A 19033-nucleotide genomic window follows, 5' to 3' on the forward strand; every position below is an offset into this window, starting at 1 on the left:
AAGGGTAAAGTTTAGAGAACGACCACTCTTTTTCATGAACGGGTGATGAGATGAATGAAGTTATCGTAAGCGATAAGAAGTTTCAATTGGTGTCCGAATTTACTCCGCAAGGAGACCAGCCGGCTGCGATAGAGCAGCTCCTGAGCAGCATCCGCTCGGGGCAGAGGCATCAGACTTTGCTGGGGGCGACGGGTACGGGGAAGACGTTCACGGCCGCACAGGTCATCGCCCAGCTGAATCGGCCGACCCTGCTTATCGCGCATAACAAAACCTTGGCCGCGCAGCTTTGCAGCGAGCTGAAGGAGTTTTTTCCGCATAACGCGGTGGAATATTTCGTCAGCTATTACGACTACTACCAGCCGGAAGCCTATATCCCGTCTTCGGATACGTTCATCGAGAAGGATTCGAGCATTAACGATGAGATCGATAAGCTGCGCCACTCCGCGACAAGCTCTTTGTTCGAGCGTCGCGACGTCATCATCGTGGCCAGCGTATCGTGTATCTACGGTCTCGGTTCTCCGATGGAATACCGGAGTCTGGTGATGTCGCTTCGCGTGGGCATGGAGCGTTCGCGCAACGACATTTTGCACCGGTTGATCGATATCCAGTATCAACGGAACGATATGAACTTCATCCGCGGCACGTTCCGCGTACGCGGGGATGTCGTCGAGATTTTCCCGGCCTCGCATTCGGAGCATGCGGTCCGCGTCGAGCTGTTCGGCGACGAGATCGAGCGTATTACCGAGATTAACGTACTGACCGGAGAGATTATCGCCGAACGCGACCATATCGCCATATTCCCGGCTTCTCACTTTGTAACCCAAGAGGAGACGATGAAGGTAGCGCTTGTCAATATCGAGCGCGAGCTGGAGGAAAGACTTGCCGTGCTTCGCGAGCAGGGCAAGCTGCTGGAGGCGCAGCGGCTGGAGCAGCGCACGCGCTACGATATCGAGATGATGCAGGAGATGGGCTTCTGCTCCGGCATCGAGAACTATTCGGGGCCGCTCACGTTCCGGGAGCGAGGGGCGACGCCTTATACGTTGTTCGACTATTTCCCTGACGATATGCTGGTTGTCATCGATGAATCGCACGTGACGCTGCCGCAGATTCGGGCGATGTATAACGGCGACCGGGCACGGAAGGAAGTGCTGGTCGATCACGGCTTCCGTCTGCCGTCGGCGATGGATAACCGGCCTCTTCGGTTCGAGGAGTTCGAATCGAAGGTCAATCAGCTTGTGTATATTTCCGCGACGCCGGGGCCATACGAGCTGGAGCATTGTCCGGTGATGGTCCAGCAGATCATCCGGCCTACTGGTTTGGTGGACCCGATCATCGAGGTACGCCCGACCAAGGGGCAGATTGACGATCTTCTCGGCGAGATTCATGAGCGGATCAAGAAGGATGAGCGGGTGCTGGTCACCACGCTGACGAAGAAGATGGCCGAGGACCTGACTGATTATTTCAAGGAAATCGGCATTAAGGTGCGCTATCTCCACTCGGAGATCAAGACGCTGGAGAGGATGCAGATTTTGCGCGATCTCCGGCTCGGCGTGTTCCATGTGCTCGTAGGCATCAACCTGCTGAGAGAAGGTCTTGATCTTCCCGAGGTATCGCTTGTGGCGATCCTGGATGCGGATAAGGAAGGCTTCTTGCGGGCGGAGCGCTCCTTGATCCAGACGATCGGACGTGCCGCGCGTAATGCCAACGGACGTGTGATCATGTACGGCGACAAAATCACCGATTCCATGGATAAAGCGATTTCCGAGACGGCGCGCCGGCGCGCCATACAGACTGCTTACAATGAACAACACGGCATTACGCCGCAGACTATACAGAAGAAAGTACGCGATGTGATCGAAGCGACCAAGGTTGCCGAGCAGAAGGCTGACTATTTGACCGACGTCAAGCAGGCTAAGATGTCCAAGAAGGATCGGCTGGCGCTGATCGAGCGCTTGGAGCAAGAAATGAAGGAAGCAGCCAAAAATCTGCAGTTCGAACGCGCAGCCGAGCTTCGCGATGCCGTTCTGGAGATGAAGGCCGAGCTGTAGAGAGAAAGGTAGGAACCCGCGCGTGGCTAGAGACAATATTATTATTAAGGGCGCCAGAGCCCACAATCTCAAGAACATTGACGTTACGATTCCCCGCGATAAGTTTGTCGTATTGACGGGACTCAGCGGCTCAGGCAAGTCATCCCTGGCGTTTGACACCATCTACGCCGAGGGGCAGCGCCGCTACGTCGAATCCTTGTCCGCCTACGCCAGACAGTTCCTTGGCCAGATGGACAAACCGGATGTGGATTCGATAGAAGGCTTGTCCCCCGCCATCTCGATCGATCAGAAGACAACAAGCCGTAACCCGCGCTCGACGGTGGGTACGGTTACGGAAATTTATGACTACTTGCGTCTGCTGTTTGCTCGGATTGGCCGGCCGCATTGCCCGACACACGGCATCGAGATTACCTCTCAAACCGTCGAGCAGATGGTGGACCGAATAATGGAGTACCCGGAGCGGACGAAGCTGCAGATACTGGCTCCGCTCGTCTCCGGGCGCAAGGGCGAGCATACCAAGCTGTTCACGGATATTCAGAAGCAGGGCTTCGTGCGCGTGCGTGTGAACGGCGAGATTCGCGATCTGTCGGAGACGATCGAGCTGGAGAAAAACAAGAAGCATTCGATTGAAGTTGTCGTTGACCGGATTGTTGTCAAAGATGACGTTCAGTCAAGGCTGGCCGATTCGCTGGAGACGGCATTGAAGCTGGCTGACGGGCGGGTTATCGTCGATGTCATGGAGCAGGAAGAGCTGTTGTTCAGTCAAAACCTCGCTTGTCCGGAGTGCGGATTCAGCATCGAGGAGCTTGCGCCAAGGATGTTTTCCTTCAACAGCCCGTTCGGTGCATGCCCGGAATGCGACGGTCTGGGCCAGAGGATGATTGTAGACGCCGACCTGCTTGTGCCTAACCCCAAGCTTGCAATCGAGAACGGCGCCTTCGAGGCATGGGCGGGCAGCACCTCCAACTATTACCCGCAATTCCTGGCGGCGGTATGCGCCCATTATGGCATTCCGCGTGACGTTCCGGTCGAGGAGCTTACCAAAGAGCAGATGAGCAAGCTGTTGAACGGAACCGGTGGCGAGAAGGTCCGTTTCAAATACGAGAACGACTTCGGCCATAAGAAGGAAGCAATGGTCGCCTTCGAAGGGATCGTTCACAATCTGGAACGCCGTTACCGGGATACCTTCTCCGAGGGTATCCGCGAGCATATCGAGCAGTATATGAGCGCCAAGCCGTGTTCCAAGTGCAAAGGGCACCGTTTGAAGCCCGAAACGCTTGCCGTGACCATCAATAAACGCAATATTGCTCATGTTACCTCCCTGTCGATCGGCGAGGCCCAGCAATGGTTCGATTCACTGGAGCTGTCGGAACGCGAGCTTCAGATCGCACATCTGATTATGAAAGAGATCAAGGCGAGACTCGGATTTCTGGTGAACGTTGGTCTCGATTACTTGACTATGCACCGTGCTGCGGGGACATTGTCCGGAGGGGAGGCCCAGCGGATTCGCCTTGCGACGCAGATCGGTTCGAGTCTGATGGGCGTGTTGTACATTCTCGACGAGCCGAGCATCGGGCTTCATCAGCGAGACAACGACAGGCTCATCCAGACGCTTGTGCATATGCGCGATCTTGGCAATACGCTGATCGTGGTCGAGCACGACGAAGATACGATGATGGCGGCCGATTATATCATCGATATTGGTCCTGGGGCCGGCATCCATGGCGGTCAGATTGTCGCACAAGGAACGCCGCAGGAAATTATGGAGGATACGGGCTCTCTGACGGGGCAATACCTGAGCGGGCTGAAGTTCATCCCTGTACCGGCGGAGCGGCGTAAACCGAACGGCAAGTGGCTGGAGATTCGTGGAGCCAAGGAGAACAACCTGCGCGGCGTGAACGTGAAGATTCCGCTCGGCGTATTTGCCTGCGTAACGGGTGTGTCGGGTTCTGGTAAAAGTACGCTCATCAACGAAATTTTGTACAAGACCCTTGCGAAAGAGCTGAACGGAGCAAAGGTGAAGCCGGGCGAATATAAGGAAATCAAGGGACTGGAGCACATCGACAAGGTCATTGATATCGATCAGTCCCCGATCGGACGGACGCCACGCTCCAATCCGGCTACTTATACCGGCGTATTTGATGACATTCGCGATCTGTACGCGACAACCAATGAAGCCAAGGTTCGCGGATACAAGAAGGGGCGCTTTAGCTTCAACGTCAAGGGCGGACGTTGCGAGGCATGCCGCGGCGACGGGATTATCAAGATCGAGATGCACTTCTTGCCTGACGTCTACGTGCCGTGTGAGATTTGCAAGGGCAAGCGGTATAACCGCGAGACGCTTGAGATCAAGTACAAGGGTCAAAGTATTGCGGACCTCTTGGAGATGACCATTGAAGATGCTTGCGAGTTTTTCAAGAACGTGCCGCGTATTCACCGCAAGCTGCAGACGATCCTCGACGTCGGGCTTGGCTACATGAAGCTGGGGCATCCGGCTACTACGCTGTCCGGAGGAGAGGCCCAGAGGGTGAAGCTGGCGGCTGAGCTGTATCGCCGCAGCACGGGCAAAACCGTTTATATTCTGGACGAGCCTACGACCGGTCTGCATATCGACGATATCGACCGATTGCTGAAGGTGCTTCATCGGTTGGTAGAGAACGGGGAATCGGTACTCGTTATCGAGCATAACCTCGATGTGATTAAGACGGCCGATTACCTCATCGACCTCGGTCCCGAAGGCGGTACGCGAGGGGGCACGATCGTGGCTTCGGGCACACCGGAAGAAGTGATTAAGGTCGAGGGATCCTATACGGGCAAGTATCTAAAGCCTGTTCTGGAGCGGGATCGGGAACGCTCGGAGGATTATTACAAGAGATTGAAGGAACTTGCGGATACGACAGCATAAGGAAACCGGAACAGGAAGCCCCTCATTTGCCATCGAAGCCCGCGGGGCCTTCTAGGCGAAGAGGGGCTTTTATTTCTCCTGATCGAATGGAATAGTAGCTTGAAGGCAATATGGGTACCATAAAGTGAAAGCAGAGAAGTCGGTAGCGAGAAAGGGTACCGGAATAAAAAGTTGACAATCTTGTTACACTTTAAAAGAATGCTCCGTTTGCAAATCCGGACCCGGACAAATGACTTGCACTTCGAAGCCAGTCAGGCTAAGATTAGGATAAGAATTTCTGTATATAGAAGGAGGTCCCTCCATGTTTTTGGCTGAAGAGGCAGCAGCAACTGCCAGTGTGTTTAATGGATTTGATATTTTTGTAGTCCTGTTTACTATTGTCATTGCGATCGGTGTTGTACGTCAAATCCTCGCTCCGAAGAAAAATCCGCTTGCCATTGGCTTCGGAATCGTAGCTCTGGCTGTTTTCGCGACCATGGACGTAATCATGATTCAGGGATGGATGGGCGGCTAGTCCACATCTCTATTCAAATAAGCGCGAAATCAATAAGGGTGTCTCCCCGTCGGAGACACCCTTATTTTTGCGCTATAGGGAGAGATTATAAACCGTTCAATGCCCAAGATGAACTGACCGGCGCAGGGAAGCTGAGCAGCCCTTTAAGCGTCGTCGTTACACCCACCACATTTGGCCAAGAGGCTGTTTAATCAGCACCTGCTGAAGGTTTTGAACAGCCTTCGCGAAGCCTTCCTCGATCGACATCAATCCATCCTCATGCTCGATGCTGACAACATAGTCGTAGCCTACGAGACGAAGCGCGCTGATGATATCAGCCCAGGTTTTAAGATCATGTCCGAAGCCTACCGTGCGGAACTGCCAAGCGCGGTCAAGCATATTGGCATACGATTGCATATCCGTCAGCCCGTAGCGATGTACGTTGACCGGATCGATCGTCGTATCCTTAGCATGGAAGTGATGGATAGCCCCGGCACGACCGAGAATTTGGATAGCTTGTACCGGATCGATACCCTGCCACCACATATGGCTTGGATCCAGGTTGGCACCGATGGCGTCACCAGCAGCTTCACGAAGACGCAGCAGGGTGGCGGGGGTGTGAACGGAGAAGCCGCCATGCAGCTCGAGTCCGAACTTGATGCCGCGATCAGATGCATATTTACCTGTTTCCGTCCAGTAAGGGATCACCTTGTTAGCCCACTGCCAGTCGAGAATTTCCTGAAAATCGTTGGGCCATGGAGCAACCGGCCAGTTCGGATATTTGGCATCCTCGGAGTCTCCCGGGCAGCCGGAGAACGTATTGACGACAGGCACTTCCAGACGCTGAGCGAGATCTACTGTCTTGATAATCGCATCATGGAACTCCTTGGCGACGGCCTTCTGGGGATGCAGGGGGTTGCCATGGACGCTGAGCGCGCTGATGGTGAGGCCGCGGGATTCAATTGCATTCTTGAACGCCTTCAGCTTGCCTTCATCGGCGAGCAGCTGATCCGGATCGCAATGCGAATTACCCGGATATCCGCCGGTGCCGATCTCTACAGCATCCAATCCGTGCGCTGCGATAATATCGAGCGCTTCCTCCAATGGCTTTTGTTGGAACAAAACTGCGAAAACTCCTAACTTCATAACAGACACCTCCGGTAAGTTCATAAAATGTACGCGTGTTCAATTTGCTGCCTAACCCAAATTATAACACCAGAACGAGCGGTTCTCAAAGTGTGTATTTGCGACATGTCAAAAACGGCGGGAAAGCGATGGTCGCGGGATGAATAACAGGTCTTCGGGCAATCCTATTATTTGACGGATTACGCGGACGATACATTTTTTTTGGACAGCCGCGGATTGCCGTAGCCCTTAATCCATGCCATAAAAGTAAGGCGTTCCTGAAAGCGATGGTGACTATGCTACGATGCCTCTATTCGACAAAAACGCTCGACACTGTTCCCGTTTCTTTGTAGCGAACTTCACTTATAATGGGAGGTACCTTCCGAGGAAGCAGTCAACAACTTTTTAAAGAGAGGGCGGATCGTATGGTGAGAATTAAAGATACTCAACTGGTAGAAACGGTTACAGGTACCTGGCTACGCTTCCCAAACAGCTTTAAAAAGTTCAATTGTCTGGTCGAGTTGCCCGGGCACCTCACGATGAATATCAATTCGAAGTCGGGCAGCATTCACATCCATAAGAAGGACAGCAACAACGTGTATCAACCGCTGGGTGAGCTGACGCTGGGCAACGCCGGGAATCAGCTCCAATCTGTGGTGCACGGAGTTCAGGCTGGACCTATGCAGCATGGGGGAGTCCCTATAGGGACCTTGGGGACCTACGAGAATGGCGAGAAGCCGGTAAGGCAATCCGACGCGAGCTAAGAACAAGCTGGCTTCGAACGAAGGACAAGAAAGCGAATAAACAAACAAGCAGCGCCTCGGGGTTAGATCGCTAAACTCCCGATGGCGCTGCTTTTCCATTCATCGATTAGGGGGGCCAGGATCACAATCACCAGGACCAGTTCGCCAGACCGCTGTAGATTTTGTATACGGCTTCGCTATTGCCACTGTAGACGATAACGGCGGCGGTTACGAACAACTGCGAAAGAGCACAGCGAGCATAGAAATAACGTCTGGAAACCTTCCTTTTATTCACCGTCGTGTAGCCCAGTATATTTTCCAGCCCAAGCAGCAGGCCGTGGTAAACGCCCCATAGGACATAGAGCCAACTGAAGCCATGCCATAGACCGATGAGGACCATGACGAGCATCGACAGGCCCGCGGCCGTCCACTTGGTCGGTGTTTTCCTTGAAACGAACATAAAGATGTGATCGCGGAACCAGTCGCCGAGCGTCGCGTGCCAGTTGCGCCAATATTGAGTGAGCGTCGGAGACTGGAACGGCTTCTTGAAGTTCTCCGGCACATTGTAGCCCATCAGACGGCCGAAGCCGACGGCGATATCGGAATACCCGGAGAAATCGAAGAAAATAAGCGCATAGAACCAAATCATCAGAAAAATCGATTCGGTTGCATGCAGCTGCTGGGCGCCGGATACGTTGTTGAATACGTCGGTCATCCAGGTGACCAGCACGATCTTTTTAAACATACCGAGGATGATCCGCTTCACATACTGCTCGGTTTGGGCGGCGTCTACTTGATAGGGCTGCTTCGTATCCGCAATAAAGTCACGGAACTTCAGGATAGGACCTGAAGTGAACGTAGGGATGAACAAAATATAGTTGAAATAGTCCAAAGCGCTTGTCCGGGAATCTCGCCCGATAAAATAGGCGAAATAAAGCGCGTCGATCACCTTGAGCACGTTGTAAATCAGACCTAGCGCCATGACCACGTCAAACAATGGATGAGTAAACAGCTCCATCCCGAGCAGACGCAGTATACAAACCGCAGCTACGTTGGCAGCGATCAGCAAGATAAACGCCGTCTTGCGCAAGCGAGAGAGGCGGCCGAGGATGATGAAGGCCACATAGTTAAGCGCCGTATAGGCCAAATAAAAGACAAACAGCTTCTGGCTGAATACGGCAAGAAAGCTGAGATTGAACGCCAGCAGCAAATACCGCTTATTGCCGGGCCAGCGACGGGTGAGCGCCAGCACAAGCACCATGCCGGCAATGGCCAGGACGGCGTTCATGTTCAAATAAAACATAATTGATTTTCCTCCAAGCGCGTAGGCATCCTCGCCGAGCAGCCTCTACGAGGCCTAGAATCCTTCGTAAATAAACAGCCCTTGGCCCGTAAAATAAACGAGAACCAGAATCAGCATGACTAAGTAGATAATCACTTCGACGATACGGCGAGCGACGCGAGCCATGCATCCACCTCCTTCGTAAACACCGGAGCGCCATCCTGTCGGTTCAGATGGACGAGATCATGAAAGTAGGCCGGGTCATAAGAGTCGAGCAGATCGAGCGTAGGCACGCCGGCTGCCTTCAGACGGGAATCAACGGTCTGCTTCAGCTCCGGCATATAGCGCGGCAGCTCATAGCCGGGGTTCCAAGGCATCCAGACGACGCGCAATGGGAGATTCTGCGACTGGCAGTAGCGAATAATCCAGTCCAGCGCCTTCAGGTTCTCTTCATACTCGGGAAGCTTGGCCCAGCCGTATTTCCGGTCGTAATCAAGCTCCTTCTCTTTCATCTTCTCCTGCTCCATGTGACCGAAATACAGCATTTTATCGATCCATCGCGGCTCGTAGCGCTTCAGTTCGGCCGCATCAAGCTGGACGATTCCCTTATAAAGCTGCTTGACCGCCTCCGTACCCGAATCCCGGAAATAATCCCTATACTTGTAGATATAAGGCTCGTACCACGATCTGAACCAGGGATAAGTCGGGTCGGTCTCCATGATGTCCAGCATCGTATGTACGTCGATGCCGATCACCAGCTGTTGTTCCACATGGAAGCGGCCCTGCTCCAAAATAGCCTTCAGATCCGTAAGCTTGCCATAGGACAGTCCCATCTCGGTCAGCCTGACCGAGGATTCTTCCTCGATATAAGCGCCCGTGACAGCCGAATTTCCGTAGAATACAGGTCCTTGGGTCAGGCCGTTGTGGTGGTAGATGGTCTTGGTGAAGTCATTCTTATAAAAACGCCGCGACGTAACCATCGGGTCCTGATACGCGATCAGGACATCCGACAGCACGAAAGCGGCGAGCAGCAGCAGCACGAAGCTGTTCTTGTGAAAAAAAGCGATCATAGTAGCCATCACGCCGCCGTTCTAGACTGATAGCTGCTGCCAAGCCGCGTACTGCTCGCGGAAGGCGGCCGGCCAGCTTGATTCATCCAGTCCGTATTGGGCAAGGAAGGCGAACGTCCAGCGCTCGATGCCGAAGCCGACACAGCCGGTAACGGCGGGACGCTTGCCCATCGAGATTTGGAAGGCCGTTCCGAACGTATTGCTGTGGAAGTTGACCGAGCTGCAGGCGATCGACTTCTTGATATGCGGGATCGTCAGACGCAGCTCATATTTCATTTCCTGATTGCGCTGGAAGGAGGCTTTAACCTGGAAATCATTGGTGAAGAACGGGTCGTTCGCGATCTCAAGCATGCTGTCGACGTTCCATTCCACGGCTAGCTCCTTCAGATACTCGATAGCGCGAAGGCGATTTTCCTTGACGAAATCCGGCTTGCCGACGAAGATGATCTCGCGCATGCTGAAGTCGAGCAGACGCCCGAAGTCCGTATGGTTGCGGGACTCGAAGCGATGGCATTTGGAGATGGCCGTCACGACGCGGCCCTCCCCTTCCAGCGTCTCATTCTGTAAGCCTTCGTAGCAGTGGTAGCAGGTCGAAGGGTTCATCGTAAACTTCGGCTTCGGCATATTAGCGTTCAGATCAAGCGGCGCATCCTGCTTCCAGCCTCCCGTATCGCGGATGGATTGGGAGAAAGCCTCGATGATATCGAGATCCTCGCGCAGATGCGTCAGGAAGTGAATATGCTCGGGAAACGAGGTAAAGTGATTCGTTTTGTTCAGCGTATCGGCATGGATGACGGCCGGATATTCCTCTGTGGTCAGCCCTTCAAAGCGGGAAGCAATCTTCGTCACGAAGCTGTAGTCGAAGAAGCGCATCAGGCTGGAGAACGGCTCGCGGAAGATGAACAGCCCTGGCTCCAGAATCTTGATGATTTTCTTAGCAGCCAGCTCAGCGATGATGTCGCCTTCATAGGGCGTGTCCACCCGATGCTCGAACAGGATGTTTTCCTTGAAGCCAAAGTCCCCTTGCGAGAAGCGGGCGATAAGCTTGCGGACGCGCTCCTCGATCGCGGCGCCGCCCTTGGGCGAGTTATGCGTAATCCGGATCGAATCCGCGTCGAGCTGAATGTCGCTGATCGTCTCGTCGATGAACGAGGCAGCGTATTTCAATTGTCCATGTTGGCTGGCGGCCAGCCCTTCCAGGGATACGATGCATTCCACCTTTTGTTACCTCGCCTTCTTAGAGTGAATGAATGCTGCGATTTCCCGAACGGTGTTCATCGGATGCAGCATCAGATCCTGCGGCGTCACCTGGATGCCGTACGTGTTCTCAATATGTGCGATCAGCGCGGTCGCCCCCATCGAATCGATGAAGCCGTAGTCGAACAAATGGACGTCAACGGTAAAATCATCATCGTCCGCGTCGATGTCGTAACGGCTGCGGATATGCGTTTCCAGCTCGTCGAGCAATTGCTGCATAAATAAAGCCTCCTTGGTAGGTGAATATGCGTAAGCATGGAACATGCTGAAATGGTAGGCATGGGGATGCCCTGTGCATGATCCGGCACCCCGCTGTCAAGTCTCAGGGTCAGGGCCGGATCGCCCAGCTCGGCCGGTTGGGGCCGGCTGGCAGTTAAGGCTGATCCCAGGTAATGGTCAACACGACCGGATCTCCGAAGTGCGTCACCGTATAGCTGCCGCCGGCCTCGCCACGGTCAACCGTCAGATCCGGGCCCTCAACGCGTAGCGGACGGGCGCTCTGCAGCATCACCTGCTGCATCCCCGCAGCGTCCAGACTCAAACGCCAGCCGCCCTCCGACTTCTGCAGCGTGTAGGGAACATTGACCCGCAGCATGTGCGGTTCCCCGTCGGCAGAAGTCATTCCGTTGGTCGCGGCCTCTGCTCCTGCCGCTGTCCGGGCAGAACCGTCCAGCGGCTTCGCGAAGCGTACTTCTTCCGGCTGAGCCGCCCCGAAGTAAAGCTTGCCTCCACGCAGATCCCGGACAGCGGACTCCGTCACGGGCTGGCGCCCGGTATAGGCGCTGCCGGGCTCTACGACCAGCCCGAGCGTACCGCGGTATTCCGCCGCCTGCTCGGGCACGCCCGACACCTCCGGTACCGCCGTGAAGCGCGGGTCCGCTTCCAGGCCGACCAGACGCTTCAGCCGGAGCGTCAGCGCATCGGTCCAGGGGCGACTCAGCTTGACCTCCGTCGTCATAGCGTTCAGGAAGGAGCGGGCCATCTGCGTCTCCGTCATGAAGTTATAGCTGTGCGTGTCACGCAGCTCGTCGAGGTAGGTGACAAATGTCAGCAGCACCTGCTCGTGCAGCGGGAAGCGATATTCGATATGTTCAAAATAATCGATGGGCAGATCATTCGCCGTATAAGCCTCGAATATATCCTTGGTCGAATACTGTTCCTCGGTACGAAGCACCGGAGCCGGAGTATACAGCATCATCGGCTGACGGAGATCGGGCTCGCCCTGGGCATCCGTCATCAAGAAGGGAAGGCCCCAGTTGTATTCGACGCCCATCCGCGGGTCGGCCTTGATAAACGACGGCTTGAAGCCGAAGTTAAACCAGATGTCCGCGTCCCGTTCATTGCCGAGCGTCTGCTGCCGGTCCGGATTGTTGATCCGCCATGTATGCTGGTTCGTGCCGGTATGCTTCCAGGGAATGCCCAGTTTGTCGAACGCTTGCCGATGCAGGGCGATTTCCTGCTTCTCTTGGGCGTCGCTTGTATATTGATGAAAGAACAGATGCGGGTAAAGCTCCAGCCCGCGATCTGCGGTATATCGGATAAACTCCGCAAGCTGCTCGGCGTATGGGAACTTAGGATCATCGATCGGCCACGGAGCGCTGAATTCCAGCTGTCCGACGACCAGGTCGTCCCGTCCGTCGCCGTTCAGATCCGCCCACAGCGGGACGGCGTTATGGCCGCCCACGAGGGCCGGGGTGCCGAGCTGGTTCAGTCCGGCGCCCTCGATGACGCCCGCGTCCTGCCAGGTGACGCGGCCCGAGCTGTCTGCCTGCTGCAGATAGATGCGCAGGTCGCCCTCCAGGCCGCCGACGACGAGGTCGGCGCGCCCATCCCCGTCCATGTCGCGGACGGACGGGGCGGCAAAGGCTGCCGGCAGCTGCACAAGCAGCTCGCCGCGCCCGAACGCGAGCGCCCCTCCGGGGCCGCGCTCGCCGGCATGCAGCGTCACCGCTCCGCCGGCACCCCCGACCACGAGGTCGGGGATGCCGTCTCCGGTGACGTCAGCGACTGCCGCCGCCACCGGCGCGGCGGCGCGGATCGGCTGCCCGCCGCCGAGCAGCGGCACGGGCGCGGTAAACACGCCGCCAGCCTCGCCGTAGGCGGCGGCCAGCGTGCCGTCCGACCGGCCGATGATCAGATCCGGCCGCCCGTCGGCGTTCAGGTCGTACGCAGCGACGCTAGCGTACGACGAGCCTGCGGTCAGCGGCGCGCCCCCGGCGGTGCGCAGGACCGTCCGCTTCCCGAAGGCGAGCGGCGCCTTCAGCCCCGGAGGGAGCTGCTGGGCCGCATAAGCCTCATCCCCGGCCTCAAGGCCGGGATACAGGTACAGCGCGCCGTCGCTGGAGCCGACGACGAGATCAGGGCGGCCGTCGCCGTTCACATCGGCGAGCGCCGGCACCGCCCGCACCGGCTCCGTGATCGCGTCGCCGAGCGAGCGATACTCCGGATAGGCGGCCAGCCGTACCGGCTGGCCGTCCGCCAGTAATCGGGTGCCGCTGGAGTAGAACGAATTCGGCGTTTCGCCGGCGAAGGTAGGCTTCTCATTCGTCCCCGTATTCAAGTGAACGACCACCGACTCCTGCCAGCGTCCCCAGGTGAAGGCGGATCGCACGAGAGAGAACGACGGCACCTGCTGGTAGCGGCGGAGCAGCTCCGCCCACTGGATGCCTTCCCCGTCGCGGATCGCTTCCATCGCTTCGAAGTGATTCTGATGGGCCATCGCCGGGCGGCCGTAGGGTCCCAGCACCTTCTTGACGCTGAAGCCGAGCTTGAGCCGGGAGACGTACGCCGCATACTCGGTGCGCAGAAGCGCATTGCCGGAGGCGAACGTAAAGTGGAAGTAAGGCTCAGTCTTCAGTTGTCTGCGGTCAAAATAAAGCGCGCCGACACTCGGCTTCAGCGCCGCGTTTTCCTCGGCGGCCAGCCTCTCGAAGCCGAGCGCGGGGTCCATGCCGCTCTCCAGGTCGTAACCGGTCAGGTAGTAGCGGTTCGGCAGCAGCGTACCGTTCAGGAAGACCGTACCGGCTCCGACACGGTTCACGCTGTACAGCGTGAGGCCGTTCATCGTCACGAGCGGCTGGGCCGTCGAAGGCCGTATGCCCTTGCCCCAGGAGAACCGGCTCAGGCTGCCCTGGGTATCATGGCGGAAGAAGGTGTCGGCGAAGGTCCTCAATACCTGCTGAACGCCCAGCACGTCGGCATCGACTCCGGGATAAGACCACAGCGTGGCCCCGGGAGGCGTAGGCAACTGGTCGCGCGCCGGGGCAGGCACGTCCACCACCTCGGCTGCACCCAGAAAACCCGGATCGAAGTCGGTGGCGAATGCATTTTCAAGGAACAGATGCCCGCCCCCCCGAACGTAGGCTTCCAGCCTCTCGCGCTGGTTGTCGGTCATCGTCCCGTGGAGAGAAGGGTCCAAATAAATCGTGTCATAGTGACTCAGCTTGCGGGTGGTGAGAGCGCCAAGCTCGTGCTTGTCCAGCTTAAGCCCGGCAAGCAGCGACTGTCTGAGCTGGCCGTAGGCCGCCTGATCGAACGCTTCCCCTTGCGTCGCGTAGAGCATGCGGACGTCCAGCTGCTTCTGGAAGGGGAACAGAACAAACAGAAGAACCGCAAGCGGCAGCAGCCCGAGCGCGGTCACAACCACCTTGCGGAAAGGAGTACGTATCAAAGCAAATCCCTCATTAGGCAGCATGCAACGTCAGCTGCGGCTCGAATACCGTAGAACGTTGTCAATAAATTGGTAGTCCTTCGTCATTATAGCACGTATACAGGTCTTTGTTAACTTGAGCCTGCTGATTCGGGCGTGTAGACGACCACGCGATTGCGTCCTTCCTCCTTGGCGCGGTACAGAGCTTTATCGGCACACGATAAGAGCTCGTCGGCGAGTCCGTCAGGATCGGGGATGACCGAAGCGACTCCGATGCTGACTGTGATATGATCCGCGATTTTGGATCGCTCATGAGCCAGGGCGAGCCGCTCGATCCGGGCGCGGAATTGCTCGGCAGCCTGATGCGCTTCATCCGGAGAGACATCCTTCAGGATGGCGGCAAACTCTTCCCCGCCGTAGCGCGCGACGAAGTGTCCGTGGTCCAGGATCAGCTCGTGCGCCGACGAGGCTATCGCCCGCAGCACCTCGTCGCCCTTCAAATGACCGTAGCGGTCATTGTACCGCTTGAAATAGTCGACGTCGAAAAGGAACAAGGTCAGTCGCGACCCCTTCGCAGCCGCTTCCCCCCAGGCGAGGGATAAATACTCGTTCAGCCTTCGGCGGTTCGGAATACCGGTCAGGCCGTCGAGGTCCGACAGCTTCTGCAGCTTATCGAGCGCTTCCTGCAGCTTTTTCTCCGTCCGCTTCCGTTCGGTCACATCGCGGACGTTGATGAGGATGGCCTGCTCGTCTTTATAGAAGGTTGGCGAGCTAGACAGCTCCGTATCGACCTCGGTCCCGTCCAAACAGACGAAGATCGGCTCGATCAGCTCGGGCTTCAGCTTATGGCTCAGCAGGGCGTCCCAGTGGGTGCGCAGCTTCTCCAAGCAGGAGGGATGAATAAAGTCGGTATACGGTCGGTTGACAATATCTTTGGGGGATATCGCATGCAGCAGCCGTACCCCCTTATCGTTCACGAACGAGACCGTACCGTCTCCCATAATGACGAAGGTCGCATCCGGCGAAGAGGCGATCAACCGGCGGTACCTTTCCTCGCTTTCCTTCAGCTTCCCGATCGACGCATGCGAGCGGACGATATAAAGGAAGACATAGACCGACAGTGCGCCGATGAAGCTTGAGAACAGCCAGTGATTCACCAGCACGGAGGCGAGCTTGTCGTCGCTCCCGGCTTTATGCAGATTCAGGGCGATCACGATGGATACGAACAACAGACCGAGGACATTCAAGGAAAGAAAACGAAGCATCGTCAAGCCTCGGCGGGCAGGAAGGGCTCCGAAAAGGATGGAGATGACTAGGATCATAACCGATGAAGAGACCGAGGCGTAAGTGATGCCGAAGAGGCTGATGCGACCGGCAACGATCAATAGACCCGTGATGAGCGATGTAACCGGCCCGCCCTGCACAGCGGCGATGACCAGCGGAATATGGCGGAGATCGACAATGACGCCCGCTTCCAGGCGCAGGCTGAACGTCATGAGGAGAACGCCAAGCAAGCCGAAGCAAAGGCCGGCGAACGCCTTCCATTTCATGGGGGATTGCCGGGTCAGCGGGTGACCCTTAAAAATTTGTCCGATCAGAAAGAAGGAAGCGACCAGTATCGAGGCATTGATGATGAAGTCTTTGAACATGACAGGCGGGTCACCACCATCTGATGAAATAATTTTAGGTAAGCGAACATGGATAACTATTCGTCATGATTTGACAATTTTCCTTGTTAATTAACGATTTTTGATGTAAATTTGATTCTTTTGTCCCAAATGGGAAAAGGAGGGGCGATGGTTTGAAGACCCGCTTTCTGTTACACTAGGAAAGAGGCGGGTAGATCCGCCCTTACTTAAGGTTTCAAGCTTGGAGGAACGAGAAGATGATGCGTACTATTCGCAAATCAGATATAGAGCTGCTGGCGCCTGCGGGCGACTGGGATTGCTTGAGAGCGGCCGTCGCGAACGGGGCGGACGCCGTGTTTTTTGGCGTGGAGAAGTTCAATGCGCGGGCGCGGGCCCATAATTTCCATACGGACGAGCTTCCGGATATTATGTCCTTCCTGCACCGCTATGGGGTCAAGGGCTATTTGACCTTCAATATCCTCGTGTTCGAGGAGGAACTGGAAGGGGCTCGGGAGCTGATCGAGTCCTGTATCGATGCGGGCGTCGATGCCGTGATTGTGCAGGATCTGGGGCTGGTCCGTCTCATTCGCGAAATCTCGCCGGACTTCCCGATTCATGGCTCGACGCAGATGACGATCACCTCGCCGGAGGCTGTGGAATTTACGAAGCCGTTCGATCTGGAGATTGTCGTGCTCGGGCGCGAGAACAACCTGAAGCAGATTAAGCAGATCGGCGATCAGGCCAAGCTGCCGATGGAGGTATTCGTCCATGGCGCGCTCTGCGTATCGTATTCCGGACAATGCCTCACCTCGGAGATGTGGGGCGGCCGCTCGGCCAACCGCGGGGAATGCGCCCAGGCCTGTCGGCTGCCTTACGATCTGATCGTGGATGGGGAGCAGAAGCCGATGGGGGATGTCGCTTATCTGTTGTCTCCGAAGGATCTGGCCGCTATCGAGCTGATCCCTGAGCTGATCGAGGCGGGAGTGAAGTCCTTCAAGATCGAGGGACGGTTGAAAAGCCCCGAGTATGTGGCGAATGTAGTCGGGAAGTATCGCCGGGCGATCGACCGTTACTTCGACGGGGAGAACCCGATGCCGACGAAGGAAGAGCTTCGCGAGCTGGAGCAAAGCTTCTCCCGCGGATTTACGCATGGCTTCCTCAAAGGCACGAACAATAAGCAGCTCGTGGAAGGCACGTACCCGAAAAGCCGCGGCGTCTATCTGGGCCGGGTGAAGCAGCTGCTGCGGGACGGCGTGGCCTGCGAGCTGGAAGCTCCGCTCAAGCGCGGGGACGGGATTGTGTTCGATGCCGGGGACCCGACGAAGAAGGAAGAGGGAGGCCGGGTCTACGATCTGCGCCGCCATGGCGTGAAGTTCGAAGGGGAAGCGCCGGGCGGACTGATCGAGATTATCCCGGGCCGGAGCGATGTCGATCTGAAGCGGGTGCGCGTGGGCGACCGGATCTGGAAAACCAATGACCCGCATCTGGACAAACGGCTTCGTCAGACCTACGAAACGGATAAGCCTTATCGTACGTTTCCTGTGCGGGTGAAGGTGACGGGGGCTGCCGGACAGCCGCTGCGCAGCCTATGGACGGATCTCGGGAACGGATGCTCCGTTACCGTCGATTCGGAGCTGCCTTTGGTGCCGGCCGAGAAACGCCCGATGGATGCGGCTCTGTTCGAAGAGCAGTTCGGACGGCTCGGCGGTACGGTATTCGAGCTGGAGTCCGTCGAGGTACAGCTGAACGGCGAGCTGATCGTGCCGATGCGCGAGCTGAATCAGATGCGTCGCCAGGCGGCTGAGCTGCTGCTGGCCGAGCGTGAACGTCCGCGCGCTTATGTGAAGCATAGCGTGGATGCTTACGGAGACGCGCCGCTAGCTGCGGTATCCGCGGCTCCGCAAGGAGGCAAGGCCCGTTCGGAGCTAACTGTGCTTTGCCGCAGCCTGCCGCAGGTGGAGGCGGCACTCGCCACGGATGTGGAGCTGATTTACGCGGACTTCGAGTTTATCAAACAGTTCCCAGCGGCAGTCGAGGCGTGCCGCCGTGCGGGTAAACGAATCGCGCTGGCGACGCCGCGCATCCATATGCCAGGCGAAACGGGTTACTTCGCCAATATCTTGAAGCTTCGGCCCGATGCTGTGCTTGTCCGCAATACAGGCGCCGTTTATTGGTTTATGCGTTACCTTGCCGAGCACCCGGACGAGCCGCAGCCGGAACTGATCGGGGACTTTTCCTTGAACGTAGCGAATCACAAGGCCGTTGCTTTATTCACGGATGCCGGCTTGTCCCGGGTTACGCCGTCGTACGATCTGAACATCCAGCAGATGGTCGACCTGCTTCGCCGTTCGGATACGAGCCGCCTGGAGGTTGTGATCCATCAGCACATGCCGATGTTCCACACGGAGCATTGTGTCTACTGCACATTTATGAGTCCGGGTACGGACTACACGAACTGCGGGCGTCCTTGCGAGGAGCAGCGGGCTTCGCTACGCGACCGCGTCGGCTTCTCTCATCCGGTTCGAGTAGATGAAGGCTGCCGCAACACGGTATACAATGCGATCGACCAGTCGGGTGCGGAATACTTGGCCAACTTTATGGAGCTTGGCGTGAACCGGTACCGTATCGAATTTCTGGAAGAGACGCCGGAAAAGGTGCAGGAGGTCATTGAGCTCTACAGCCGGGCGCTGCGAGGTGAAGTGAGCGGCACCCATGTATGGAAGACGCTCAAGTCTACGAATCAGCTTGGCGTTACGCGCGGGCAATTGGTGAAATAATAGAGCAAGCTAAACAGGTTGATGAATGGCGAAGGCCGCTCGTCAACCTGTTTTTT

General features: G+C 56.6%; 12 protein-coding genes. 5 read left to right on the plus strand and 7 right to left on the minus strand.

Translation table 11 applies throughout. From position 1 onward, the window contains the following. Positions 1–50: 50 nt before the first annotated feature. From uvrB to GSF01_RS15310, 3 genes are all read left to right on the plus strand, one after another. Positions 51–2048 (plus strand): excinuclease ABC subunit UvrB, encoded by a 1998-nt coding sequence (gene uvrB, locus GSF01_RS15300; RefSeq protein WP_159885480.1) that lies wholly within the window; start codon positions 51–53, stop codon positions 2046–2048. A 22-nt stretch (positions 2049–2070) separates the two neighbouring features. Next, positions 2071–4953 (plus strand): excinuclease ABC subunit UvrA, encoded by a 2883-nt coding sequence (gene uvrA / locus GSF01_RS15305; protein WP_159885482.1) that lies wholly within the window; start codon positions 2071–2073, stop codon positions 4951–4953. 301 nt (positions 4954–5254) lie between these two features. Next, positions 5255–5467 (plus strand): hypothetical protein, encoded by a 213-nt coding sequence (locus GSF01_RS15310; protein ID WP_159885484.1) that lies wholly within the window; start codon positions 5255–5257, stop codon positions 5465–5467. Positions 5468–5623: 156 nt separating this feature from the next. Here the strand turns inward: GSF01_RS15310 and GSF01_RS15315 are convergent, their stop codons facing one another. Further along, positions 5624–6592: a sugar phosphate isomerase/epimerase family protein gene (locus tag GSF01_RS15315; protein ID WP_159885486.1), complete on the minus strand. Its 969-nt coding sequence runs from the start codon at positions 6590–6592 to the stop codon at positions 5624–5626. A gap of 404 nt (positions 6593–6996) precedes the next feature. Here GSF01_RS15315 and GSF01_RS15320 point away from each other — a divergent pair, with 404 nt between their 5' ends. Then, a complete protein-coding gene (locus tag GSF01_RS15320) occupies positions 6997–7335 on the plus strand; it encodes a hypothetical protein (protein WP_201305403.1) in 339 nt (112 codons plus the stop codon). 127 nt (positions 7336–7462) lie between these two features. On the opposite strand, the gene GSF01_RS15325 is transcribed toward GSF01_RS15320, so the two are convergent. The 6 genes from GSF01_RS15325 to GSF01_RS15350 form a co-directional block, all read right to left on the minus strand. Beyond that, entirely contained in the window at positions 7463–8617 is a 1155-nt protein-coding gene (locus GSF01_RS15325; protein ID WP_159885488.1) for an MBOAT family O-acyltransferase, read from the minus strand. Between the two features lie 131 nt (positions 8618–8748). Next, positions 8749–9675 (minus strand): hypothetical protein, encoded by a 927-nt coding sequence (locus GSF01_RS15330; protein ID WP_328803685.1) that lies wholly within the window; start codon positions 9673–9675, stop codon positions 8749–8751. A gap of 12 nt (positions 9676–9687) precedes the next feature. After that, a complete protein-coding gene (locus GSF01_RS15335; protein ID WP_159885490.1) occupies positions 9688–10884 on the minus strand; it encodes a class-II aminoacyl-tRNA synthetase family protein in 1197 nt (398 codons plus the stop codon). Between the two features lie 6 nt (positions 10885–10890). Further along, entirely contained in the window at positions 10891–11142 is a 252-nt protein-coding gene (locus GSF01_RS15340; protein ID WP_159885492.1) for an acyl carrier protein, read from the minus strand. A gap of 154 nt (positions 11143–11296) precedes the next feature. Beyond that, positions 11297–14593, minus strand: coding sequence for an FG-GAP repeat domain-containing protein (locus tag GSF01_RS15345; protein WP_235941526.1), 3297 nt, complete (start codon positions 14591–14593; stop codon positions 11297–11299). A gap of 110 nt (positions 14594–14703) precedes the next feature. After that, the gene (locus GSF01_RS15350; protein WP_159885496.1) at positions 14704–16221 is read right to left on the minus strand and encodes a diguanylate cyclase domain-containing protein; all 1518 of its coding nucleotides are present in this window, start codon (positions 16219–16221) and stop codon (positions 14704–14706) included. A 239-nt stretch (positions 16222–16460) separates the two neighbouring features. On the opposite strand from GSF01_RS15350, the gene GSF01_RS15355 reads away from it, so the two are divergent. Continuing rightward, positions 16461–18977: a DUF3656 domain-containing U32 family peptidase gene (locus GSF01_RS15355; protein ID WP_159885563.1), complete on the plus strand. Its 2517-nt coding sequence runs from the start codon at positions 16461–16463 to the stop codon at positions 18975–18977. The last annotated feature ends 56 nt before the right edge of the window (positions 18978–19033 follow it).

It is taken from the genome of Paenibacillus puerhi (assembly GCF_009846885.1).
Taxonomy (GTDB): domain Bacteria; phylum Bacillota; class Bacilli; order Paenibacillales; family NBRC-103111; genus Paenibacillus_G; species Paenibacillus_G puerhi.